Source organism: uncultured Sutterella sp. (genome assembly GCF_937923675.1).
GTDB lineage: Bacteria > Pseudomonadota > Gammaproteobacteria > Burkholderiales > Burkholderiaceae_F > Sutterella.
Genome location: NZ_CALDXB010000019.1, coordinates 24,502 through 46,577, shown reverse-complemented (window position 1 = coordinate 46,577; position 22,076 = coordinate 24,502). Strand labels below are relative to the sequence as shown.

Below are 22,076 nucleotides of genomic sequence, written 5' to 3'. Positions count from 1 at the left end.
CTTTTTCCATTAAGGGCATTGGAGGATAAGGAAAATGGTTGTTGAAGAACCACAGGAACCGGAAATCCCGGTAACCATTCTGACGGGCTTCCTCGGCGCCGGGAAAACGACGCTGCTCAACAGGATTCTCAAGGAAAATCATCAGTTCAAGATCGCGATCATTGAAAACGAGTTCGGTACGGAAAATATCGACAACGATCTCATCGTGACCGAGCAGAAGGAGCAGATCGTCAGCATGAACAACGGCTGTGTCTGCTGCACGATCAGAGGCGATCTCTCGCGCGTGCTTACCAACCTTCGCCTGAAGCGCGAGCGCGGCGAGATCGACTTTGACTACGTCGTGCTCGAAACCTCAGGCGTGGCGAATCCCGGCCCCGTTGCCCAGACCTTCTTCATGGATGACGCTGTGGCGCCGTTCTTCCGCCTTGACGGCATCGTCACGGTGGTGGATGCCAAATACGGCGCTAAGACGCTTGACGAAGAGGCCAACGCCCGCGATCAGGTGGGCTTCGCCGACCGCATTCTCGTCTCGAAGTGCGATCTCGTGACCCCTGAGGAGCTCGAGGCCTTTGAAGCGCGTCTTCGCGGCATGAATGCCCGCGCACCCATCCGCCGCGTCGACATGGGCAACTGCCCGGTTGATGTCGTCCTCAACATCGCGGGCTTCAACATGAATGATGTGCTCGATGTGGATCCCAATTTCTTTGTGGACGACCACCATCACCATCATCACAATGACGACATTCATACCTTCGTCTACGACTCTGAAAAGCCCTTCGACCCGATGAAGCTCGAACGCTACATCATGTCGCTCACGAGCGTTTACGGGCCGGACATGCTGCGCTACAAGGGCATTCTGTACTTTAAGGGCGTCGACCGCAGGGTCGTCTTCCAGGGCGTACACATGCTCGCCGTTTCAGACGTTCTCGGACCCTGGGGCGACCGCAAGCCTTTCTCGAAGCTGGTCTTCATCGGGCGCAACCTTCCGGAAGAGGCAATCCGCAAGGGACTTGACACCTGTCTGGCGTGAGATTCAGCAGTAAAAAAGATTTACTGAATTTCCTCAAAAAAATCCCGCTTCTCTCGAGTGGCAGAAGCGGGATTTTTTCGGTATAACGCTTCCCTACCCTAAGGAACTGATCCCGAAGGCCGGGAGATTTGAAGTCAAGTTTCCCAACGTTCGCTAGTAATGCGGCGAGGCGGCTCAACGACAAAGCCTGAAGGATCGGGGCTGAATTCACAGGAAATAAGAACATGGGCACCAAAAAGGGACTTACCGCGGAAGAAATCCTCAAGATGTCGGATGACGACTACATGAACGACGAGCAGCTTGAGTTTTTCCGTCGCCGTCTTTCGGATATGGAGCGCGAGCTGCGCGCAAATGCCGACCAGACGACGGTCAATCTGCGCGAGACGACTGTTGTTCCGGATCCGGCAGACCGTGCGACGATCGAAGAAGAGCATGCGCTTGAGCTGCGCACCCGCGACCGCGAACGCAAGCTGCTCAAGAAGGTGCAGGCTGCCATCAAGCGCATTGACGACGGCGATTACGGCTACTGCGAGGAAACGGGCGATCCGATCGGCGTGGCTCGTCTGATGGCGCGTCCGACGGCCACGCTTTCGCTTGAAGCTCAGCAGCGCCGCGAGCTCAAGCAGAAGATGTACGGAGACTGATCGTGCGCGCGCGACGTTTCCCTGAAGAACGCCGCAGAGATTACGCACCATGCATGACGGCACGGACTGAGCCCGGCTTACCGGGCGCCGTGCCGTTTTTGCATTCTCATCCGAGCGTCTGGATCTTCGACATGGACGATACGCTCCTCGCCTCGTCCGCAGGGATCCTCGATGAGGTGCATGATCTCATGAACGACTTTCTCATCCGCCGCATGGGGTTCAGCGCGGAGAAAGCCAACTTTCTTCGCGAACATTACTGGCGCACCTATGGGTCGACCTTCATCGGCCTCTGGCGCTGTCACGGCGTGGATCCAAGAGTGTTTCTGCCTGCCGTGCACGATTTTGACTATGCCCCTTATCTCGCGGGCCTGAAGTCCATGCGCTCCGTTTTGTCGAAGTTTCCCGGCAGACGCGTGCTGATGACGAACGGCCCGAGGAACTATGCCGATGCGATTCTGCCCGCGATCGGACTCAGGAGATTCTTTGATCTTGAGGTGACGAGTTCGGACATGAGGATCTTCGGCGACTGGCGGCCGAAGCCTTCGGTTGCCATGATGAGAGCGCTTGCGGCGCGGCTCGGCATCAGGCCCCGGGATGCGGTTCTGATCGACGACAGTCTCCTCAATCTCCGGGCGGCGAAGCTCGCCGGCATGCGGACCGTCTGGTGCATCGGCATGAGACGCCGCCATGCCGGTCTGCGAATGCCCTGGAATGCGCCGATGGCGCATCCTGCCGTCGATCTTGTCGTTCATGATGTTGAAGAACTTTTGCGCCGCATTGGGCGCATTTGAGAGTAACGATGCAACTTTTACGCTGGATCGGACGATGCCTCGATTTTCTTCGCAGGCTTGTCCTTAATGTGGTCTTTTACGGAATCCTCATACTCGCTGCCGCGCTCTGGTACTGGTCGGAGCCGGAGGCGCCGGCTATCGGTCCCCGAACCGTAATGGTGCTCGACCTGCGCGGGCCCGTCGTGGAGTCGGATCCCATGAGGCTCCTTTCCGCAGACATGAGGATGTTCACGGGCAAAGGAGCGGAGTCGACCCGGCTGATTGACGTGGTGGAGGCGCTTGACCGCGCGGCAATGGATCCGGATATCGCCGGCGTGGAAATCGTGACGGGCGACCTTGCCCGGATCGGCCTTGCTTCCGCGAGAACGATCGGCAATGCCGTTGAGCGCTTCAAGAGCGCGACGGGGAGACCGGTTTATGCCTGGTCGGAAAGCTTCAGCCAGGGACAGTATGCAGCGGCGGTTCATGCCGATGAGATATCGCTTCATCCGATGGGGCTCGTCATGCTGCGGGGACTTTCTGGCGCAAATCTCTATTGGGGCAAGCTCCTTGAGCATGTCGGCATCGGCGTCTCCGTCTATAAGGCGGGCGTCTTCAAGAGCGCGCCGGAAATTTTCACCAGCGATGCGCCTTCCAGGGAAAATCTTGAGGCTCAGAAGAGCTGGATGGATGCATCCTGGCAGGGACTCGCGGGGGATATTGAAAAGGCCCGCGGTCTGATGCCGGGAGCCGTGGATAAATATCTCAGGGAGCTTCCCGCGAAGCTTAACGACGGCGAAGATCCGGCAGAGATTCTGAAAACTTCCGGATTCGTCACGGATCTTCTGACTGAAGACGAATTTGAAGAGAAGCTCGCGAAGCGCTTTGCCGAAGGCGGAGACAAGGCGAAGCTGAAGCGCATTGATTATCTTGACTACCTCAATGCGACGGATCTTCCTGATGCTTCCGGCAGCGGCGTCGCCGTCGTTTTTGCCGAAGGCACGATCAGCTCGGGCGCCGCTTCGGGAATCTCGCCCGAAGAGCTTTGCGATCGTCTTGAACGGGCGGCCAAAACTCCGGGCACGCGTGCTCTGGTTCTGCGCATCTCGAGCCCGGGAGGAGACGCCATTGCGGCGGAGGCGATTCGCGAGAAGCTTGCGGCCATAAGAGCAAGCGGCATCCATGTGGTGGCGAGCATGGGCGATGCGGCGGCTTCCGGAGGCTATTGGATCAGTCTCGGCGCAGAGCGCATCATCGCGGATCCCCTGACGCTTACCGGCTCGATCGGCGTTTTCTCGGTGATCCCTGATGCGGAAGGACTGCTTGCTGAATTTGATGTCGGCCGGGACGGCTACCGTACCGGAGAGCTGGCGGAATTCGGCTCCCCTCTGCATCGTCCCAATGCCGCGGAAAGCGCAATTCTGCGCTCCGGCGTTGAGCGTGTTTACGACCGCTTCAAGGCTCTTGCCGCAAACAATCGCGGGAAAACGGAAGCCGAAATCGAAAAGGTGGCTCAGGGCCGGGTCTGGACGGGCGCTCAGGCGCTCGAGCACGGGCTTGTCGACAGTCTGGGAGACCTGTCTGATGCGGTCAAGGTGGCGCGTCAGCTGGCCGATCTTCCTGACGACGCGCCGGTGCGCTACTTTGATGCAGAGCCTGACGGCATGTCGGCGCTTGTGGCGAAGCTTTCGGGTGAAGTCCTGGCCATGGTTCCGAAGAGCGCTTCCATGAGACTGCTTTTGCTGCCGGGGGCTTCAGAGTCTGAGTGGCAGCGGCTCGAGGCGCTCCTGAAGTCCCGCCGCGTGCTCGCATGGGCTGACGTGCCGGAAGGCATCTGATCAGCCGCGCAGAGAAAAAAGGCCGCTTTTCGTCTGAAGGGCGGCCTTTCTCTTGAAGGGGCCTAATGCGCTTTCCCGCAGCAGGGGCATGTTTTCCTGCGCTTATAGGTCAGTTCCGTCATTTCCATGCCGAAAAGATCGACTATGAGGAGCCGCCGCACGAGGGGCTTGCCGAAGCCTGCGGCGAGCTTGAGCGCTTCCGTCGCCTGCAGAAGTCCTATCGTGCCCGTGAGGCCTGAGAAGACGCCCAGGGTCGAGGCTTTTTCATCATTGGCGGCGTCGTCTTCGTCAAAGAGGCACCGATAGCAGGGGGAATCGGGATCGCGGAAGTCGAAGACGGTCACCTGTCCGCTCATCTTGACGGCAGCTGCAAGGACAAGAGGCTTCTTTTCTGCAAGACAGACGCGGTTGACGAGCTGCCGCGTGGCGAGGTTGTCCGAGCAGTCAAGCACGATGTCGGCCTCGTTAACGAGGGGCGCAAGGTCTTCCTCGCTCATCATGCGCTTTGCAACCGCCCTGGCCTCAATCTGCGGGTTCCAGCGCCGGAGCTCCCGTGCGGCGTTCTGCGCCTTGTTAAGGCCGATGGCGGCGCCTTCATGGAGGATCTGGCGCGAGAGATTGTTTTCCGACACCTCATCGGGGTCGACGATGGTGATGTGGCAGGCGCCGGCCGAGGCGAGGTAAAGGAGCGCGGGCGAGCCGAGTCCGCCCGCGCCGATGACGAGAAAGCGGGCGGCGATGATCTTTTTCTGGCCTTCCTCGCCGAAGCCGGAAATCAGCATCTGGCGCGAAAGGCGTTCCCGAAGCGCGTCGAAGCGCTCGTTGTCAGTAATGGGCATAAGGGCCAATCCTCTTGGTTCCGAAAGGAAGAGCCGCATCGCGCGATAGGGGCGGTGCGGCTCTTCCTGATGAATGGCGAAAGGTTAGTGAGCAGGTTTTTCTTCTGTCTTCTTGTCTGCTTCGGTGGCTTGAGCGGCGTCGGCCTTCTTCTCGAGGGCTTCCTTCGCTTTCTCCTTCTGGCGCTCAGCTTCGCGGAGCTTCTTCACGACCGATACGGGCTGGCCGCGGTATTTGGAGAGCTCGACCTTGGCGCCCTTGAGCTGATTAAGTGCCTGGGTAAGCTGCCAGTCCTTGTCGTCGCCGAATGTATACGTCCAGTCGGGGGACTTCACGGCGTCGTTGTCGTCATAGGGGAGGCTGTCCTCTTCCTTGGCATTCTTCTGCTGGTTGGCAAGGTGATGCGCAAGATCCGCCTCGCGGACCTGGAAGGTCGGATAGTTGCCCTTGGGCGTGTCGTCGACATAGAGATCAGGCTCAATGCCGCGCGCCTGGATGGAGCGTCCGGAGGGCGTGTAGTAGCGTGCGGTCGTGAGCTTCACGGCAACCGTTTTATCGCCGAAGGTCATCGGAAGAATCGTCTGCACGGATCCCTTGCCGAAGGAGCGGTCGCCGAGAATCGTCGCGCGCTTGTGGTCCTGGAGTGCGCCCGCAACGATTTCTGATGCGGAGGCGGAGGACGAATTGATGAGCACGACGATCGGAACGGTCTTCGCCTTCGGCGTGAGCGCTGAGAGCGCCTTCACGGCATTGCCGGAACGGTAGTCGGATTCAACGGCCTTGAAGACGTAGTCGGACTGCGGCGTGCGGCCCTTCGTCGAAACGATGTCGGCGTTTGCCGGGAGGAAGGCCGCGCAGACGCCGATGGCAGCCTGAAGAAGTCCGCCCGGGTCGTTGCGCAGGTCGAGCACGAGTCCCTTAAGGTGTCCGGACTTCTCGAGCTTGTTGAGGTTCTCGGCAAGATCCTCCGCAGTGCGTTCCTGGAACTGCGAAATGCGGATGTAGCCGATGCCGTCGGCAAGTTCCTTCATGCGCACGGACTGCGTTTTGATCATTGCGCGCTCGAGCGTGAACTGCAGGGGCTTCATTTCGCCCTTGCGTGCGACTTCAAGGCGAATCTTGGTCTTGGGTTCGCCGCGCATGAGCTTGACCGCGTCATCGAGCGGAAGGTCCGCAGTGGCCTCGCCGTCGATTTTGGTGATGATGTCGCCCGCGCGGATGCCCGCCCGGGCCGCCGGCGTGTCGTCGATGGGGGAAATCACGCGCACGCCGGCAGAATCCTTCGTCACCTCAATGCCGAGGCCGCCGAAAGCGCCGTGCGTGGCTTCATTCATGTCCTCGAACCCCTTGGGGTCGAGAAAGTTCGAGTGCGGATCAAGACCGCTCACCATGCCTTCGACCGCAAATTCAAGGAGCTCCTTATCGCTGACTTCGTCGACGTAGTAGTCCTTGACGGCATTGAAGACGCTCGTAAACTGGCGGATTTCCTGCAGCGGCAGTCCTTCGGCCGTATTTTTCTCTGCATAGGCCTGAAAGCCGACGCTGGCGAGAACGCCGGCACAGGCGCCGGCAACGAAAAGGGAAAGAAGACGAAGTTTCATGCTTGATTTTTCTGTTTTCTTCTGAGCGGCAGCTTCCGAAGGGCGGGCTGCTCGCTTCAAGGGGACCATCAGCCGGGTAATTCTCGCTTATTTGGCAAGCCACGGCTGAGGGTTGATGGGTTTGCCCTTGTAACGGATTTCAAAGTAGAGCCCGGGTTCATCGCTTGCGCCCGAAGTGCCGACGGTGGCAACGGTTTCACCCGCCTTCACGCGGTCGCCGACGTTTTTGAGAATGGACTCATTATTGGCATAAACCGACATGTAGGTGTTGCCGTGATCGATGATGATGAGGTTGCCGTAGCCGCGCAGCCAGTCGGAAAAGACGACGCGGCCGGATGCGCAGGCGGAAACTTCCGCGCCTTCAGGCGCCCTGAAAAGCAGTCCCTGCCAGAGGGCCGACCCTGTGCGGCGGCTGCCGAACGTGGCGGCAATGCGTCCGGAAACCGGCTTCGTGAGGCGGCCCTTGAGCTTTGCGAAATTTCCTGAGGCGAGGGGCTCAACGGGCTTCGCACTGGCTTTTGCCTGCCGCGCGGCTTCGCGCTGCCTGGCGGCTTCCTCGGCCGCACGCTCGCGCTCGAGGCGCTTGTCAATGTCGGCAACGAGGTTTTCGAGGCGCGTCTGGTCTTTTTTAAGCTTGTCGATCGCTGCCTGCTGGGTTTCAATGTCGCGCCTGAGCTTCTTGACGGCTTCCTGGCGATCGCGCTTTTCGGAGAGAAGCTCGCGCCGGTTGGACTCCTCTTCACGCGCGATGCGCTGCAGTTCAGTGCGGCGTGCGCGCGTTTCCTCGGAAACTGTTTCAATGCGGGACTGTTCTTTTTCAAGCGCATCCGCCGCGCGCACCTGAGCAATCGAAAGGTAGCGCAGCTCCGCCGCCGTGCGGGAGAGCTCGTTGGGGTTGCCGCCTTCGATCAGGGACTGCCAGGAGTGGCGTTGAGAATGAATGTACTGGGCGCGGACGATGTCCTCAAGAAGCTTCTCCGCGCCCGAAAGGTCCCGTCCGACCGTCCGGCTGTCGCTGCGAAGCTCTGCGAGTCGGGCCTCTACCTTTTCACGTTCGCCCTTGAGGCTCCTCAGGCGCCGGTTGGCGTCCGAAATAGCCTGATCGGCTTTCTTCAGCTCATCGTTGGCGGCTTCGCTCGCGGCCTCGCGCTCCGAGAGGCGCTTCTGCATGTCGGAGAGCTGTTTTTCGACGTTAGCCTTCTGATTTTCCGCGCGCGCCTTCTGCTTGGCCGTGGCGGCGGAGCCGGAGGCGGCAGGAGCCGCCTCAGCGCAGAGGACAAGCCCTGCAGAGGCGGCAAGAAAGAGTGACAGCGAAAGAGCGCGGAGCATGGGAGTCAGGCTTCAATGGAACTTCGGAAATCGCAGAGAAGGCAAGAGCGGCCATGAGGCCGCCCCTTCTATAATTGTACTTTTGCGGCAATAACGCCACACTGACAATCTCTTTTGAAATGTCTCAGTTTCTTCTTCAGAACACGCTTCTTATTCTGATTGCGGTCATCGCGGGCGGTGCCCTTGCCATGCCGTATTTCAATCGCCGCCGTTATGGTCCGATGGTGACGCCTGAAGTGGCGGTTCAGCTCATCAACAAGCAGAACGCGCTCGTCATCGACGTCCGTTCCGACAAGGACTTCCGCAAGGTGCGCATCGCCCGTTCAGTCAATATCCCTGCCAATGTCATTCAGGGGCGCCTGAATGAAATCCCGAAGGAGCGCACGATTCTCCTCGTGGATAATTCCGGCAGCATGGCGGCCGGCGCGGCGAAGCTTCTGCGCGGCGTGGGCTACCCCAACGTCTACCTCCTTCAGGACGGCCTTGTCGGCTGGATGCGCGACAAGCTTCCGCTTGAATATTGATATTTCGTCCCCATATAAGGAAGAGGCAACGCACGCGTGATTCCGGGCGCTGTCCTCCGAAAACTCCGGAGATCTTCTGAAGGTCTTCGTCATTCTCAATCAAGGTAAAGAAAATGGCCGAAAACGAAAACGAGCAGCCCCAGGGCGCCGCAGCTGCCCAGCAGCCGCAGGATCAGCAGCCTGCCCAGGATGACCAGCCGGTCTTCCAGCTTCAGCGCTGCTACCTGAAGGATGCCTCTCTCGAGATGCCGCATGCGCCCGAGATCCTCATGGAGCAGCAGGATGCGGCCCCGCAGGTCGACATCCAGTTCGAAGTGAGCCAGCACCTCATTCAGACGGATCTTTACGATGTGACCGTGCGCGGCACGATCACCGTCAAGACTGCCGGCGACAAGGCGATCATCCTCGTTGAAGGCCGTCAGTCCGGCATCTTCGCGATCCACGGCATTCCGGCCGAGCCGCTCCAGCACGTCACGAACGTTCTCTGCCCGTCGATGGTCTACCCCTATCTGCGCGCCAACCTCGCTGATCTGATGACCCGCGCCAATGTTCCGCCGGTGCATCTGCCTGAAGTGAACTTTGAAGTGCTCTATCAGCAGCGTCTTGCTCAGGCGCAGGCTGAAGCCCAGCGCAATCAGACGCCCGCGAACTGATAGACGCGCGGAAGTCTGACGGGTGCCGCGAGGCATCCGGGCATGAAGGAGAGACCGGCGGATCGGTTGTCGAAGCCATTCGACAGAAGATCGGCCGGTCTTTTTTTCAATTCTTCTGCAAACCTCGACTTTTGGTGAATTCCTAATGCCGACTGCTCCTCTAGAATGGACTGACTGCATCAAAAAGGATTTTCCGCAGTCTGCGGTGAATGCTTCCGAGAGGGGAAAGAAAAAAATGATTCGAATTCTGCTCATTGACGATCACACGCTTTTCAGAAGCGGCGTAAAGGCGCTCCTGCAGCGTCAGCCCGACTTTGAGGTCGTCGGCGAGGCGAGCGACGGCCTAGAAGGCGTCAAGCTCGTTGAGCAGGTTGAGGCGGATGTGGTGCTGCTTGACGTGGATATGCCGAGCATGAACGGACGCGAAGCGCTCGAGCAGATTCGCGAAACGCATCCCGACCTGGCCGTTCTCATGCTGACGGTGAGCGAAGACTGCGAAACGCTCGGCGAGTGCCTGAAGCTCGGCGCCCGCGGCTATCTCCTGAAGAAGATCGATCAGGACTTCCTGCTCCGCTCCATTCGTGCGGCTTATAACGGCGACAGCGTGATTTCTCCGCAGATGATGACGAAGTTCGTCAACCGGCTTGCGGACCCGGAGGCGGGAAGAACCCGTCCGGCGCAGGGTCAGGATCCGGCGGTGCTTACGCGCCGCGAGCGCCAGACGCTTGCCTGGCTCGCCCGGGGCGTCTCCAATAAGGAAATCGCCCGTGCGCTCAACCTTGCCGAATCCACCGTCAAGGTGCACGTGCAGAGCATTCTCAGAAAGCTCAACCTTTCTTCTCGCGTGCAGGCGGCGATCTACGCAATCGAGCACAAGATCGACAAGGAACTCTGATCTCCTCCCGGGCAGGAGGCTTCAGACGCCTCCTGCATAGCCCTGCTGCCGCCAGGCTTCGAAAACCGTAACTGCGACGGCATTGGAGAGGTTGAGCGAGCGGTTGTCGGGCCTCATCGGGAGGCGGATTCGCTGCCCGGCGGGAAATTGCGCCCGTATTTCCTCGGGCAGCCCTGATCCTTCCGAGCCGAAAACGAACCAGTCGCCGGGTCTGAAGGAAAGAGACGAAAAGATGCTCGAGCCTTTCGTCGTCATCGCGAACATCCGCTTGGGGTCCGGCTTTTCCGCCGCCAGGAATGCGTCGAAGGAATCGTGAATTTTGAGGGTCGCATACTCCCAGTAATCGAGTCCCGCGCGCTTCATGTGCTTGTCCTCGAGCGAAAAGCCGAGCGGGCGCACGAGGTGAAGGGCGCACCCGGTATTGGCGCAGAGGCGTATGACATTGCCGGTGTTGGGCGGGATCTCGGGGTGAACGAGCACAACGTTGAACATGGGATTTCTGGAAGAGTCAGGGAATATCAAAAGGGATCTTCGCCGGCAAGTTCGCCGTGCATTTTCTTGATGGCAAGCTTTTCGATCTGCCGAACGCGTTCGGCGGAAATATTGAATTCTTGGGCAAGCGCCTGGAGCGTGACGGGCTTGGCGTTCCCCTCCGCATCCACATTGAGATAGCGCGCCTCAATCACTCTGCGGCTTCTCGGGTCAAGCGAAGCGAGCGCCTTCTGAAGACCTTCGCCTTCGAGGCGCTGCTTGTCCTCTTCTTCGAGCATGGCCTCAGGTTCGTCGCTCTTGCGGGTAAGCCAGTCCGAAGGGGAATAACTTTCATCGCTGTCGGAATCCGAAGGCGCATCGAGCGAGGCTTCCTGCCCGTACATGCGCTCCTCCATATCAAGGACTTCTTTGGGCTTCACGTCGAGCGTAAGCGCGATGCGTTCGGCTTCATTGTGGGTGAGCGCCGCCTGACTGTCTTCCTTGAGCTGGCGGAGGTTGAAGAAGAGCTTTCGCTGATTCTTCGTTGTTGCGAGCTTCACGATGCGCCAGTTCCTGATGATGTATTCCTGAATTTCAGAACGGATCCAGTGCTGCGCAAAAGTCATAAGCCGCGCGCCGCGGTCCGGGTCATAGCGGCGGATGGCCTTCATGAGGCCGATGTTGCCTTCCTGGATGAGGTCCGCATAGGGGAGCCCGTAGCCGAGATAGCCGCGCGCGATGGACACGACGAGGCGAAGGTGAGAAAGCACCAGCTTCTGCGCGGCGGCGAGGTCGTCATGATCGCGCAGATCAATCGCGAGCGAGCGTTCTTCATCAGCTGAAAGCATGGGAGCTTTTTCCGCAGCGCGCAGGAAGGCGTCGAGCGTTCCCAGGCCTCCGGCAGGAACAGGCAGGCGAGCGGGCTCATAAGGCACGAGGCTGCCTGAAGGCTTGATCGCCGGCAGCAGGCTTTTCGGTTCGCGCTCAGGCGCGGCGTCATCGGCGATGGCAAAGTCATCGTCGCTGGCGATGTCGTAAATGTCGTCTGAATGAGTGGCCGCAGAGGCTTTTTTACTGGACATGAGGCGAGGGAAAGCCGGGAAGGAGATCTGTGATGCGCCTCAAGATAACACTTTCAGGCAGGCGCACACGCGGCAAAGGTGCAACACAGCGTGTCAGCGTCCGGATTCGCGGATGATGCCTCTCCAGGCTGAAAGGGCGGCGAGAGCGGCAACGAGGCTGCCGATAAAGGCGCTGATTCCGGCAAAGCCCCAGCACCAGACGGGCGGCGGAAGGGAAATCTTCAGTTCGCCGCCATAGAGCGCTGCGGCATCGTTAAGCGCCGGGCTGAGGACGATGAGGCCGGCCTGAGCGAGCAGCAGCGCCAGACCGGCGGCTGCTCCCATCAGCACGAAGCCTCTCCAGGCATACGGGCGAACGGCAAAAATGGGCGTCGCGCCGAGCAGGTAGAGCGTGCGCATTTCAGATCCCGCCGCGAGCGTCGTGAGACGGATGGCCGTTTCGAGCACAAGCACGACAAGGAGCGCCGTCACGGCGCCGAGGCAGCCGAGGCCGGTCCATACGGCGCGGGACACGCTCTGGAGCTTCTCGTGCCAGGACGCTTCATAGGGGACGAAGTCGACCGAAGAAAGCGCTTCAATGCGTTTGGCGACATCCTCGATTTCTGCGGAGGTCGCGTCAGACGAGAGCGTCACGATGAGAATGTCCGGAAGCGGATTGCTGCCGCTTCTCTGGGGGAGCCCGAGCTTTTCATTGAGGCCCTTGAGCGCCTCATCCCGGGGAATGATCTGAGTGGAGGCTACCCAGGGCATGGCCTTCACGTCCGACTCGAGCTTATCCATCGGCGCTTTGTCCTTGGCAAAGACCGTGAGCTCAACGGACATGGGCAGACTTCTCAGGGGCTCGGAGAGGCCGTAAAAAACGAGGGCGATGAAAAGCGGTATCGAGAGCGCGAGCGCAGCAAGCAGAAGCGACAGGAGCGAACGCGAGCCGTCGCGCTTCAGGCCGCGAAGCATCTCGGAAAAGGCCCATCGGCGGGGGGTCATGAAGCTCATGGACGAACCTCAACGGCGCCGGGCGTGGCGAGCGTGATTTCACGCACCGGAGTGCCGGCAACGGGAAGCGCCTCGTGACTTGCCGCTACAACCGTAACGCCGGCGCGCACGAAGGCAGAGAGAAGCGCGAGGAGCGCCTGGGCATTGGCTTCATCGAGGTGCGCTACGGGCTCGTCGGCGAGAATAACCACCGGGCGGTTGACGACGGCACGGGCGAGAAGCGCAAGCTGCTTTTCGCCGGCGGAAAGACGGCCGGGCAGGGCGGGAGCGAGTTCGCCGATGCCGCATTTTTCAAGCGCGAGAAAGGCTCTGCGGCGCGCTTCCGCATAGGATTCCTCAGCGGCAAGCGCCGGCAGCATGACGTTCTCGTGGATGGTGCGGTCTTCGAGGAGTCTGCCGTCCTGCATCATGAGTCCCATGGAGCGTCTGAGCCAGCGGCGCTCCATTTCGCTGAAGCTGTCGACGCGGTCGCCGGCAACGACGACTTCTCCCGAGGTCGGCTGCACCAGACCGGCGAGCAGCTTGAGAACCGTACTTTTGCCGCTCCCTGTCGCACCGCGCAGGACAACGAATTCGCCCCTGCGTACAGAGAGCGAAACGCGATCGACGGCAGCCGCGCCATTGAAAATGACGCTTGCCTGGCGAAGTTCAAGAAGAGCAGCATCCGCCATAAGTGGGCCTTCAGAATTTCTGGATGGAGAGATGGCGTCCGATCTTGCTCCAGAATTCCGTTTCCTCCCGCAGGAGGTAGTCCGTGAGCGGATGGGCATTGAGCCAGACTTCTTCCATCCGCATTTCGATGCCGCCGGCCGTACGCTTCGCATCCATCACGGGGAGCGCGACATCCTTGCGGGCGTGCGCAAAAATGACGGCCAGGCGGAGCGCCAGGACGGTCTCAGTTGAAATGAGGGTATCGAGCTTGTCCTCAACCTTCTTGAGCGTGCCCCTTTGCGCAAGGACAAGCGCGGCGAGGCGATCCTGTTCAAGGCGGCTGAACCCCGGCATGTCGGCATTGCTCACAATGTAGTGGCCGTGCCTGTGGTAGCGCGAGGAAGAAATGATCATCCCGCATTCATGAAGGAGCGCCGCCCAGCGCAGGTAGCGTACTTTCTCCGGGTCAGCATCGGGACTGAGCGTGCCGTATATCGTCTGAGCGATGTTGGCGACCCGGCTCGCCTGCTCGCGGTCAAGTCGCGAGGCTTCCATGAGCGTTTCAATGGAGACGTCGCGCGTGTCGCGGTTCGATACGCGCCCGAGAAGATCGTAGAGGAGGCCGACGCGGAGAGCGCCCGACGCGGGCCGCATCTCCTCAATGCCGAGTACGCGGTAGACGGCCGTTAGGACGGCTATGCCGCCGGCAATGACTTCCCGGCGGTCTTCCTTGAGTCCGGGGAATGAAATCTCGCTGATGTCGCGCATGTCGAGAAGCATCCGGCGAAGCTTCTCAAGGTGCTCGGGACGAACAACGCCGTCGGTCCATCCGAGAGCGCGGCAGATGTCGCTTACTGCGCCGAAGGTGCCTGCGGAACCGTAGGCCTCGTCGTAATTTCCGGCGCCGAAGGTGGTCATGCTTTCCTCAAGTTCCGCGGCGCACGCCGTGATGGCGCGTTCGAGAGACTTTGCCGTGATGCGTCCGTCCGCGAAGAAGCGGATGGAAGTATTGACGCATCCGATGCGGTAGCTTTCATAGCGCTTGGCGTCAAGCCCCTGACCAATGATCATCTCCGTGCTCGCCCCGCCGATGTCGACCACGAGACGGCGCTTGTCGGAAGGCGGAAGCGTTTGCGCGCAGCCCTTGAAGACAAGGCGCGCTTCCTCGTGCCCCGAGAGGATGTCGATCGGATAGCCCAGGACGTTCTGCGCTTTCCTCAGGAAGTCGGGCGCATTCGTCGCGACGCGCATCGCCTGCGTGCCGACGGCGCGAACGCGTTCCGGAGGAAGCCCCGCGAGGCGCTCGTTGAAGCGGGCAAGGGCAGCGAGCGCACGGGCCTGAATTTCCGGCGTAAGCGCTCCGGACTTGTCGAAGCCTCCGGCAAGCCGGACGGTTTCCTTCCAGTAGCTCTGCGTGACGATGCGTTCGCCTTCAACGCGGCCGATTTCAACGCGGAAGCTGTTGCTGCCGAGATCCACTGCACCTAATAGCATGTTTTGTCCTTTGAAAGCTTTTGCGTAACGGGGCTATCTTCAGCTGCCGCTTACGTCGTCCTGAGGATCGAGTCCGACCAGTGCGCTTGCAAATTCGTGAGCGTTGAAGGGCTGCAGATCCTCAAGTTTTTCTCCCACGCCGATGTAGTAGATCGGCAGGGGCTTCTCGCCGCGCATCGCAGTGATGGCGGCAAGGACGCCGCCCTTGGCCGTGCCGTCAAGCTTGGTGACGATGAGGCCGGTGAGATGCGCGTAGAGATCAAATGCGCGAACCTGCGCGAGCGCGTTCTGGCCGTTGGTGCCGTCGACGACAAGAATCACCTCGTGGGGAGCGCCCTCCATCGCCTTTTCCTGGGAGCGGCGGATGCGGCCGAGCTCCTCCATGAGATTGGTCTGCGTGGGAAGCCTCCCTGCAGTGTCGGCAATCACGACATCCATGCCGCGGGCGCGGCCTGCGGAAACAGCATCAAAGACGACGGCGGCGGGGTCGCCGCCGGTCTGCGAGATGACCTCCACGCGGTTGCGTTCGCCCCAGACGGCAAGCTGCTCCCTGGCGGCGGCGCGGAAGGTATCGCCAGCTGCGAGCAGAACGCTTTTGCCGTCATCGGCAAAGCGCTTGGCAAGCTTGCCGATGGATGTGGTTTTGCCGGCGCCGTTGACGCCGCACATCATGATGACGCAGGGCTTTGCCTGATCCGTATTGAGCGTGCCTTCTGCCGGGGCGAGTATTTTTTCAAGTTCGTCGCGCAGCGCCCGGCGGACTTCATCCTGGGTCTTGAGGCCCTTGAGCTTAATGTCATCGCGAAGGCGCTCTAAGATACGCGTGGAGGTCTCTACGCCGACATCGGCGGAGATCAGAGCGTATTCGAGTTCCTCGAGAAAGTCGTCGTCAACGACGCCTCCGGAAAAAAGACCGACGATGTTGACGCGCGTGCGCGAAAGGCCGCGTTTCAGGCGGGAAAGCCAGCCTTCAGAAGAACCAAAACCCATACTGATAGATAGCGATGAAAAATCCGAAAAAGGAGCGCGGGCGCTCGAATCTCGTAAGTTTAACAACCTCTTCGCGTGGCCGAGCAGGGGAAGTGCGCCTTGTGGGCGGCTTGTGGCGCCGCACGCCGCTTGCGGTTGCGGATCTCGGAGGCCTGAGGCCGACGCCCGAGCGCGTGAGGGAAACCGTTTTTGACTGGCTGCGGCACCTTTTCGGCACTTTCGAAGGACGCAGCGCGCTCGACCTTTTCGCGGGCTCCGGTGCTCTGGGACTCGAGGCTCTCTCGCGCGGCATGGCTGTCCTCGATGCGGTGGAGCTTGACAGGGTTCAGGCAAGGAACATTCTTCAGACGGTCGAGAGGCTTAGTGCTGAAGAAAACGTGCGCGTCCATAGAGAAGATGCCTTCGGGTTCCTCGGCCGCACGACAGAAAGCTACGACGTCATCTTCATCGATCCGCCCTTTGCGCTTAATCTCCAGGACGAGGCAATCCGCAGGGCGCTCCCCCGGCTGAAGAACGAGGGAATTCTTTACGTGGAGCGCGCGGGCCTGAGAACCGCTGAGGCGCTCCTCGATGAACTCGGGCTCGTGCGGCTCAGAAGCACTTCGGCAGGACAGGTAGACTGCGAACTTCTGGCGCGGAAAGAGAGCCTGATGGCCGGGCTCGCGCGCGAGGAGAAGCCTTCAAAAAAGAACATGCGCCGGGAGCGCAGTGAGGAGCATTAAGGAATGACGATTGCGGTTTATCCCGGAACCTTCGACCCGATGACGAGCGGACACCAGGATCTCGTGCGCCGGGCGTCGAACATTTTTGCAAAGGTTTATGTGGCCGTAGCGCAGAGCGTGGGAAAGCACCCGTTGCTCACGCTCGAGGAGCGCTTTGACTGCGCGAAGCTCGTCTGCGCGGACTATCACAATGTAGAGGTGCTCCCTTTCACCGGGCTCCTCAAGGATTTCGTGCGCTCGCACGGCGTTCATGTCATCGTGCGCGGCGCCCGCGCCGTGAGCGATTTCGAATACGAATTCCAGATGGCGGGCATGAACCGGCAGCTCATGCCCGAAGTGGAGACGGTGTTTCTTACGCCCTCGGACCAGTTCCAGTTTGTGAGCGGCACCTTTGTGAGGGAAATCGCCCGCCTCGGGGGCGAGGATGCCTCGCGCTTCGTCGACCCGCGCATCTGGCCGCTTCTCAAGGCGGCCGCAGCGCGATAGCAGGATCAGATTGCGGGTGAAGCAGGCTTCTGAGGCGCCGGCTCATCTTTTTCCCAGGGCATCTTCGGGAGCTTCCAGTCGGGGAGCTCTATTTCCGGCATCTTGATGTCCGGCAGCTCAAGTCCCTGCCAGAAGTCCTTGATGGCGCGTTCAACCCTGCGGCCGAGCCGGTCGAGGGTCATGGGTTCTCCCGAGCGGGCCTGATCGACGGCCTGAGCGGCTTTGTCCCATTCCGCGCTCCAGACGGGAACCAGGTCGAATCCTGTCTGAGCGCTTGCCGTCAGACTGAGTTCGGGGAGCTTTCCGGCGGCAGGCGCATGGAAGACGGCATGAATGAGAAGGTTGCCGCTCAAGGCTTCTCCCGTAAAGCTGCCGGACCAGTCCTCGGCGCTTGCCTTGCCGTCGGAGAGTAGAAGCCGCCCGTCCTTCACTGTCGTCGTGAAGCTGAGCTCATTAAAGGCGGAAACGGAGTGCGGCTGACGCACTTCGGGCGGCGTGGCGTCAGGCGTTTCGTCGGCAAGAATCCGGAAGGCGAGCGGTACGTTGAAGCCCGAGAAAGCGCCGGACGTCATGCGGACGGTCCCGTCCGCCTGCAGAAGTTTTGCCGGGCTCTCAGGGGTTTGAACGCTGCCCGCGAGCGCGAGCGTTGCATCCGTTCGCCCTGAAATGGCGGCAGGACGATTCTGGCCGGAGAACCAGCTTTCCGCACGGCCGTCGCGTGCCCTGATGTTCGCATGCCAGGCGCCGTCCGGCGTCAGGATGGCGGCAAAGTCTGTTTTGCCGCCCAGCCAGTCGCCTTTCCCTTCAGAAAGAATGAGGCCGCCCTTAAAGAGTTCCGCATGTGCGGAAAGGTCGGAAAGTCCCCAGACGGGACCAAGACCGGCGATTGAAATATTGCCTCTGAAGTTGATGAGCGAGAGCCATTCGAGATCCCAGGGAAGCTGCGCGAGCCGTTCGGGCGACAGTTCGCCCAGCGTGAGGTCGCCATTGAGGCTGAGCCGGTGATCTTCGGTTTCTGCCGGTGCTGAGGAGGCGTTGAAGGAGAGCGCCGCGCCGAGGAGCGTGCCGGTGAGGCGGATCTCTGCGGCGCCGTCTTCCGACCAGGCCGCATTTCCGGTGAGGCGGCTGTCAGTAGCTTCGCCGCCCGCTTCTTTCGGGGCAAAGCGCGTCGTGAGGTCGATCTGGCTCAGTTCCGTTTTCTGAGGCTGGAAGCGATGCATTGCCTTCATCGTTCCAGAGGCGGAGAACTGTCCGTCGCGGGTATTGAGAGCGGCGGCAAGCGAAAGCCGGTCGCTCGCAAAAGTTTCCGGGGAAAGAAGCGCTGACGAGGCGGCGACGGAAATTTCAGGGCCGTTCGCAAAAACGGTTCTGGCGTCCGGCGACTCGATCTGCCAGCCTGAACCTGTAGGCGCAACGGACTTTGCGCGCACTTCCGCGTGCACGCTCTTGCGGTTCCACAGACCGTCGAGCGTGACGGCGGGTGAATCGAGCGCAATGCGCGTGAGGAGGTCGCCTGCACCATCCTTAAAGCGCAGGATTCCGGCAAAGGACGCTGAACCTGAGACGGAGGCGCTTTCGAGCATGCCGGCAAGCCGTATTGCGCCGCCTTTTTCACTGATGTTTTCAAGGCGCGCCTGAATTGCGGAAAGCCGGGCCTCAGCAGGGCCGAAGACGCCGGCATCAAAAGCGATCGCGCTGTTGCGAAGTTCCATGAGCTCGACGTCCCAGAGCGTCGTGGAAAGCCGATTGACGGCCTCTGAAGCCGCTGGCGTGCCGGGCTTCGGGTTATAGGAGAGTCCGTCGACGAGAATGTGGTCGATGCGCGGAGATTCCGCGAAGAATGACCAGGGCTTGAGTTCGATGACGGCGGCGTCGAAGCGCCCGGCGGCAGAGCCGTCAGTTGAGTGCGTGAGCGTTGCCGCGGGAAGCGTGATGCGCAGCTCCGGCAGCCGCTTGATCTCGATGGGGCCCTGGAACTCCGCATTGAGCGCGAGATGCGCGTTGAGCGCTTCAGCAATCCGGTGACCGACGCGATCCGGCGTGATCCACCAGGCAAGCGCGGTCACGAGTATGAGAACGATGACTGCGGCGAAAAGGAAGACTGCAAGCAGAACGCGGATGTAGCGCATAAATTTCGAGGGCGGAAGCCGGGAAGAAAGCATGGAATTTCGGCGACAGTCTGCCACATTGGGGAGCAGTCTGTTTTCTTCGGCCATGAATAGAAAAAGCCGGGAACACTTGCGTGCTCTCCGGCTTTTCTCATCAAGCGCTCAGGAGGCGTTATTTGGTTTCCTGACGGATCAGCCAGTCAAAGGCGCCGAGCGCAGCGGTGGCGCCGCCGCCAAGCGCAATGACGACCTGCTTATAGGGAACAGCCGTGCAGTCGCCGCCGGCGAAGATGCCTTCAGCAGAAGCGGCACCGTGTGCGTCAACCACGATTTCGCCCCACTTGGTGAGCTCAACCGTGCCCTTGAGGAAGTCCGTATTGGGGACGAGACCAATCTGCACGAAGCAGCCGGCGGCCGAAACCGTGCGCAGTTCACCCGTGGCGCGCTCGCGGTAGGTGACGCCGGTGAGCACCGTGCCGTCGCCCTCGAGCTTATCAATGTCGAGGTTGTAGATGATCTTTGCGTTAGAGGTCGATTCGAGGCGCTTCACGAGCACTTCGTCCGCAGTGAGCTTCCCGCCGCGCTGCAGCAGCGTGACGGAGCGGCAGAGCGCAGCGAGGTCGATCGCCGCTTCAACGCCGGAGTTGCCGCCGCCCACAACGACGACGTCCTTGCCCTTGAAGAGCGGACCATCGCAGTGCGGGCAGTAGGCGACGCCGTGTCCCTGGTATTCCTTTTCGCCCGGAACGCCGAGCTGACGCCAGCGAGCGCCGGAGCAGACAATGACGGCCTTGGTCTGGAGCTTCGCGCCGCTCGAAAGCTCGACTTCCCAGTATTCGCCGGCTTTTTCGAGCTTCACGACGCGCTCAAGGGCCATAACGTCGACGCCGTAATGGTTGACGTGCTCCATGAAGCGGTTGCCGAGCGCGACGCCGTCCGTCATCAGGATGGACGTGAAGTTTTCGATGGAAGAGGTTTCATTCACCTGTCCGCCCGGACGTTCGCAGACGACGCCGGTGCGAAGACCCTTGCGGGCGGCGTAGATCGCCGCCGTGGCGCCTGCGGGGCCGGCGCCGACGACGAGAATGTCGAAGGGCGCCTTGGCGGAGAGCTTCTCTGCCTGAGCCTTGACGAAGCCTTCGTCAAGCTTGGCGACGATCTCGCCGAGCTCATGACGGCCGGAAATGAAGGGAGCGCCGTTCAGGTAAACGGTCGGCACAGCCATGATGTGGCGGGCCTTCACCTCGTCCTGGAAGAGCGCGCCGTCAATCACGGTGACGGAAACGTTCGGATTGAGAATCGCCATCAGGTTGAGCGCCTGCACAACGTCGGGGCAGTTATGGCACGAGAGAGACATGTAGATCTCAAAGTCGTACTTGCCCTTGAGGCTGCGGACGCGCTCGAGGAGATCCGGATCCTCCTTGCTCGGATAGCCGCTCGCCTGAAGCATGGCGAGAATAAAGGACGAGAATTCATGGCCCATCGGGAGCGCGGCAAAGCGCACGCCCATTTTTTCACCGGTGCGGCTGACCGTGAAGCTCGGGCGGCGAACCTGGGCGCTCACGTCTTCGGTGGCAAGGGTGATCTTGCCCGAAACCGAGGCAACGTCCTTCAGGAGGGACTGAATCTGGCCGGATTCGGCAGAACCATCCGGAGCGATGGTGAGCGTGATCGGATTGGAGAGGCGGTCAAGATAGCCCTTGACCTGTTGGAGAGCGGAGGCGTCAAGCATTTTTTTGACTCTGACAATTCAGAAACTGAGGGGTATTAAAAAAGGCCGCGGCATTGCCGCGGCCTTTCTTCAGCGGCCGGAGGCGAATTAGGCCTGCATAACGGACTGCTGAATTTGTCTATTCGCTTCAGTCAGCGATTAGATCTTGCCCACGAGATCGAAGGACGGGGTGAGCGTTTCCTTGCCGGGACGCCACTTGGCCGGGCAGACCTGGCCGGGGTTCTTTTCAACGTACTGAGCAGCTTCGACCTTGCGCAGGAGCTCGGCAGCGTCACGGCCGATGCCGCCGTCATGGTGTTCCATGACAACGATCTTGCCGGCGGGGTTGATGACGAACGTGCCGCGTTCAGCGAGGCCGTCCTTCTCAATCATGACGTCGAAGTTGCGGGCGAGGACGCCGGCCTTGTCGCCGAGCATCGGGAACTGCACCTTGCCGACGGCTTCGGAGGATTCGTGCCAGGCCTTGTGCGTGAAGTGCGTATCGGTGGAGACGGAGTAGATCTCAACGCCGAGCTTCTTGAACTCTTCGTAGTGTTCGGCGAGGTCTTCGAGTTCCGTCGGGCAGACGAACGTGAAGTCGGCCGGATAGAAGAAGACGACGGACCAGTGGCCCTTCAGGTCGGCATCGGTGACCTTCTTGAAGGCGCCGTTGTGATAAGCCTCGGTTTCAAACGGGAGGATTTCAGTCGTAAGAAGAGACATTTGAAATTCCTTAGAAAGTGGAATTGAACGTGATGGTTGTTACTGTAGCGATAATTTATTGACTTGTCAAACTTAAAAAGTAAAAACTATTGTCAGCGCGCGTCAATTGCTACTCTCAGCGCAAACGATCGAACTGTTTGCGGATATTGGGAGCGAGCCGTTCCAGTGCGTCGAGCGTCGTAAAGATGGAGGCCCGGCCGCGCTGGGAGAGTTCGCGAAAGCGCGAAAGAAGCTCGTTTTCCTCCGCAATGACGAGATGTCGTTCGGCAGTCAGAATGTAGAGCACATCGAAGCCGCAGGCCGCAAGGCGAGGCATGCGCCAGATGCCGGGGTCGGCGTCGCCTGATTCGAAGCGTTCGTAAGCTTCGAGCGGAACGCCGAGGAGCTGCGCAATCTGACGGGGCTGGTAGCCGAGGCGCACGCGTTCGGCGCGCAGCCTTGCACCGGTTTCCTGTCTTTTTTTCGTGGAGGTCGTTGCCATGAGTTTGAGTGCTGAAAAGCTCCGTTCATTGTGGAGCGGAGAT

Annotated in this window: 22 protein-coding genes; 9 read left to right on the top strand and 13 right to left on the bottom strand. The window is 60.4% G+C overall.

Annotation, left to right across the window (positions count from 1 at the left end; genetic code table 11):
* Nucleotides 1–34: 34 nt before the first annotated feature.
* The 4 genes from Q0106_RS02005 to sppA all read left to right on the top strand — a co-directional run bounded on the left by Q0106_RS02005 (nt 35) and on the right by sppA (nt 4,282).
* Nucleotides 35–1,030 (top strand): GTP-binding protein, encoded by a 996-nt coding sequence (locus Q0106_RS02005; protein ID WP_152157278.1) that lies wholly within the window; start codon nt 35–37, stop codon nt 1,028–1,030.
* A 224-nt stretch (nt 1,031–1,254) separates the two neighbouring features.
* Nucleotides 1,255–1,674 carry an RNA polymerase-binding protein DksA gene (gene dksA, locus Q0106_RS02000; protein ID WP_139688251.1) on the top strand — a complete coding sequence of 140 codons (420 nt, stop codon included), beginning with the start codon at nt 1,255–1,257 and terminating at the stop codon, nt 1,672–1,674.
* A gap of 131 nt (nt 1,675–1,805) precedes the next feature.
* Entirely contained in the window at nt 1,806–2,465 is a 660-nt protein-coding gene (locus Q0106_RS01995; protein ID WP_297608169.1) for an HAD-IA family hydrolase, read from the top strand.
* Between the two features lie 8 nt (nt 2,466–2,473).
* The gene (gene sppA, locus Q0106_RS01990; protein ID WP_297608166.1) at nt 2,474–4,282 is read left to right on the top strand and encodes a signal peptide peptidase SppA; all 1,809 of its coding nucleotides are present in this window, start codon (nt 2,474–2,476) and stop codon (nt 4,280–4,282) included.
* A gap of 62 nt (nt 4,283–4,344) precedes the next feature.
* Here sppA and Q0106_RS01985 read toward each other — a convergent pair whose 3' ends face one another.
* The 3 genes from Q0106_RS01985 to Q0106_RS01975 form a co-directional block, all read right to left on the bottom strand.
* Nucleotides 4,345–5,121 carry a HesA/MoeB/ThiF family protein gene (locus Q0106_RS01985; RefSeq protein WP_366139461.1) on the bottom strand — a complete coding sequence of 259 codons (777 nt, stop codon included), beginning with the start codon at nt 5,119–5,121 and terminating at the stop codon, nt 4,345–4,347.
* A gap of 84 nt (nt 5,122–5,205) precedes the next feature.
* Nucleotides 5,206–6,720 (bottom strand): S41 family peptidase, encoded by a 1,515-nt coding sequence (locus Q0106_RS01980; protein ID WP_297608163.1) that lies wholly within the window; start codon nt 6,718–6,720, stop codon nt 5,206–5,208.
* Between the two features lie 87 nt (nt 6,721–6,807).
* On the bottom strand, nt 6,808–8,049 hold the full coding sequence (locus Q0106_RS01975; protein ID WP_297608160.1) for a peptidoglycan DD-metalloendopeptidase family protein: 1,242 nt from the start codon (nt 8,047–8,049) through the stop codon (nt 6,808–6,810).
* Nucleotides 8,050–8,168: 119 nt separating this feature from the next.
* Here Q0106_RS01975 and Q0106_RS01970 point away from each other — a divergent pair, with 119 nt between their 5' ends.
* The 3 genes from Q0106_RS01970 to Q0106_RS01960 all read left to right on the top strand — a co-directional run bounded on the left by Q0106_RS01970 (nt 8,169) and on the right by Q0106_RS01960 (nt 10,121).
* On the top strand, nt 8,169–8,573 hold the full coding sequence (locus Q0106_RS01970) for a rhodanese-like domain-containing protein (protein ID WP_139688247.1): 405 nt from the start codon (nt 8,169–8,171) through the stop codon (nt 8,571–8,573).
* Nucleotides 8,574–8,686: 113 nt separating this feature from the next.
* The gene (gene secB / locus Q0106_RS01965; RefSeq protein WP_297608157.1) at nt 8,687–9,226 is read left to right on the top strand and encodes a protein-export chaperone SecB; all 540 of its coding nucleotides are present in this window, start codon (nt 8,687–8,689) and stop codon (nt 9,224–9,226) included.
* Between the two features lie 235 nt (nt 9,227–9,461).
* A complete protein-coding gene (locus Q0106_RS01960) occupies nt 9,462–10,121 on the top strand; it encodes a response regulator transcription factor (RefSeq protein WP_139688245.1) in 660 nt (219 codons plus the stop codon).
* Between the two features lie 21 nt (nt 10,122–10,142).
* Here Q0106_RS01960 and trmL read toward each other — a convergent pair whose 3' ends face one another.
* From trmL to ftsY, 6 genes are all read right to left on the bottom strand, one after another.
* A complete protein-coding gene (gene trmL / locus Q0106_RS01955) occupies nt 10,143–10,613 on the bottom strand; it encodes a tRNA (uridine(34)/cytosine(34)/5-carboxymethylaminomethyluridine(34)-2'-O)-methyltransferase TrmL (RefSeq protein WP_297608154.1) in 471 nt (156 codons plus the stop codon).
* Nucleotides 10,614–10,639: 26 nt separating this feature from the next.
* A complete protein-coding gene (gene rpoH / locus Q0106_RS01950; RefSeq protein WP_297608151.1) occupies nt 10,640–11,674 on the bottom strand; it encodes an RNA polymerase sigma factor RpoH in 1,035 nt (344 codons plus the stop codon).
* A 93-nt stretch (nt 11,675–11,767) separates the two neighbouring features.
* On the bottom strand, nt 11,768–12,658 hold the full coding sequence (locus Q0106_RS01945) for a permease-like cell division protein FtsX (RefSeq protein WP_297608148.1): 891 nt from the start codon (nt 12,656–12,658) through the stop codon (nt 11,768–11,770).
* 5 nt (nt 12,659–12,663) lie between these two features.
* Nucleotides 12,664–13,338 (bottom strand): ATP-binding cassette domain-containing protein, encoded by a 675-nt coding sequence (locus Q0106_RS01940; protein ID WP_297608145.1) that lies wholly within the window; start codon nt 13,336–13,338, stop codon nt 12,664–12,666.
* A gap of 10 nt (nt 13,339–13,348) precedes the next feature.
* Nucleotides 13,349–14,812, bottom strand: coding sequence for a Ppx/GppA phosphatase family protein (locus Q0106_RS01935; RefSeq protein WP_297608142.1), 1,464 nt, complete (start codon nt 14,810–14,812; stop codon nt 13,349–13,351).
* A 39-nt stretch (nt 14,813–14,851) separates the two neighbouring features.
* Nucleotides 14,852–15,802: a signal recognition particle-docking protein FtsY gene (gene ftsY / locus Q0106_RS01930; RefSeq protein WP_297608139.1), complete on the bottom strand. Its 951-nt coding sequence runs from the start codon at nt 15,800–15,802 to the stop codon at nt 14,852–14,854.
* A 92-nt stretch (nt 15,803–15,894) separates the two neighbouring features.
* On the opposite strand from ftsY, the gene Q0106_RS01925 reads away from it, so the two are divergent.
* Both Q0106_RS01925 and coaD read left to right on the top strand, forming a co-directional pair.
* A complete protein-coding gene (locus tag Q0106_RS01925) occupies nt 15,895–16,524 on the top strand; it encodes an RsmD family RNA methyltransferase (RefSeq protein WP_297608136.1) in 630 nt (209 codons plus the stop codon).
* Nucleotides 16,525–16,527: 3 nt separating this feature from the next.
* Nucleotides 16,528–17,010 carry a pantetheine-phosphate adenylyltransferase gene (gene coaD / locus Q0106_RS01920; protein ID WP_297608133.1) on the top strand — a complete coding sequence of 161 codons (483 nt, stop codon included), beginning with the start codon at nt 16,528–16,530 and terminating at the stop codon, nt 17,008–17,010.
* A gap of 5 nt (nt 17,011–17,015) precedes the next feature.
* On the opposite strand, the gene Q0106_RS01915 is transcribed toward coaD, so the two are convergent.
* From Q0106_RS01915 to Q0106_RS01900, 4 genes are all read right to left on the bottom strand, one after another.
* Complete coding sequence (locus tag Q0106_RS01915; protein ID WP_297608129.1) at nt 17,016–19,139, bottom strand: hypothetical protein; 2,124 nt, start codon at nt 19,137–19,139, stop codon at nt 17,016–17,018.
* Between the two features lie 151 nt (nt 19,140–19,290).
* Nucleotides 19,291–20,850 carry an alkyl hydroperoxide reductase subunit F gene (gene ahpF, locus Q0106_RS01910; RefSeq protein WP_297608126.1) on the bottom strand — a complete coding sequence of 520 codons (1,560 nt, stop codon included), beginning with the start codon at nt 20,848–20,850 and terminating at the stop codon, nt 19,291–19,293.
* A 138-nt stretch (nt 20,851–20,988) separates the two neighbouring features.
* Nucleotides 20,989–21,552, bottom strand: coding sequence for an alkyl hydroperoxide reductase subunit C (ahpC, locus tag Q0106_RS01905; protein ID WP_297608123.1), 564 nt, complete (start codon nt 21,550–21,552; stop codon nt 20,989–20,991).
* A gap of 115 nt (nt 21,553–21,667) precedes the next feature.
* Nucleotides 21,668–22,033 carry a helix-turn-helix transcriptional regulator gene (locus tag Q0106_RS01900; protein ID WP_152157295.1) on the bottom strand — a complete coding sequence of 122 codons (366 nt, stop codon included), beginning with the start codon at nt 22,031–22,033 and terminating at the stop codon, nt 21,668–21,670.
* Nucleotides 22,034–22,076 lie beyond the last annotated feature (43 nt).

Coding starts and splice junctions, on each gene's coding strand:
- Q0106_RS02005 (WP_152157278.1), top strand. CDS start 35: ATGGTTGTTGAAGAACCACAGGAACCGGAAATCCCGGTAACCATTCTG.
- dksA (WP_139688251.1), top strand. CDS start 1,255: ATGGGCACCAAAAAGGGACTTACCGCGGAAGAAATCCTCAAGATGTCG.
- Q0106_RS01995 (WP_297608169.1), top strand. CDS start 1,806: ATGGACGATACGCTCCTCGCCTCGTCCGCAGGGATCCTCGATGAGGTG.
- sppA (WP_297608166.1), top strand. CDS start 2,474: ATGCAACTTTTACGCTGGATCGGACGATGCCTCGATTTTCTTCGCAGG.
- Q0106_RS01985 (WP_366139461.1), bottom strand. CDS start 5,121: ATGCCCATTACTGACAACGAGCGCTTCGACGCGCTTCGGGAACGCCTT.
- Q0106_RS01980 (WP_297608163.1), bottom strand. CDS start 6,720: ATGAAACTTCGTCTTCTTTCCCTTTTCGTTGCCGGCGCCTGTGCCGGC.
- Q0106_RS01975 (WP_297608160.1), bottom strand. CDS start 8,049: ATGCTCCGCGCTCTTTCGCTGTCACTCTTTCTTGCCGCCTCTGCAGGG.
- Q0106_RS01970 (WP_139688247.1), top strand. CDS start 8,169: ATGTCTCAGTTTCTTCTTCAGAACACGCTTCTTATTCTGATTGCGGTC.
- secB (WP_297608157.1), top strand. CDS start 8,687: ATGGCCGAAAACGAAAACGAGCAGCCCCAGGGCGCCGCAGCTGCCCAG.
- Q0106_RS01960 (WP_139688245.1), top strand. CDS start 9,462: ATGATTCGAATTCTGCTCATTGACGATCACACGCTTTTCAGAAGCGGC.
- trmL (WP_297608154.1), bottom strand. CDS start 10,613: ATGTTCAACGTTGTGCTCGTTCACCCCGAGATCCCGCCCAACACCGGC.
- rpoH (WP_297608151.1), bottom strand. CDS start 11,674: ATGTCCAGTAAAAAAGCCTCTGCGGCCACTCATTCAGACGACATTTAC.
- Q0106_RS01945 (WP_297608148.1), bottom strand. CDS start 12,658: ATGACCCCCCGCCGATGGGCCTTTTCCGAGATGCTTCGCGGCCTGAAG.
- Q0106_RS01940 (WP_297608145.1), bottom strand. CDS start 13,338: ATGGCGGATGCTGCTCTTCTTGAACTTCGCCAGGCAAGCGTCATTTTC.
- Q0106_RS01935 (WP_297608142.1), bottom strand. CDS start 14,812: ATGCTATTAGGTGCAGTGGATCTCGGCAGCAACAGCTTCCGCGTTGAA.
- ftsY (WP_297608139.1), bottom strand. CDS start 15,802: ATGGGTTTTGGTTCTTCTGAAGGCTGGCTTTCCCGCCTGAAACGCGGC.
- coaD (WP_297608133.1), top strand. CDS start 16,528: ATGACGATTGCGGTTTATCCCGGAACCTTCGACCCGATGACGAGCGGA.
- Q0106_RS01915 (WP_297608129.1), bottom strand. CDS start 19,139: ATGCGCTACATCCGCGTTCTGCTTGCAGTCTTCCTTTTCGCCGCAGTC.
- ahpF (WP_297608126.1), bottom strand. CDS start 20,850: ATGCTTGACGCCTCCGCTCTCCAACAGGTCAAGGGCTATCTTGACCGC.
- ahpC (WP_297608123.1), bottom strand. CDS start 21,552: ATGTCTCTTCTTACGACTGAAATCCTCCCGTTTGAAACCGAGGCTTAT.
- Q0106_RS01900 (WP_152157295.1), bottom strand. CDS start 22,033: ATGGCAACGACCTCCACGAAAAAAAGACAGGAAACCGGTGCAAGGCTG.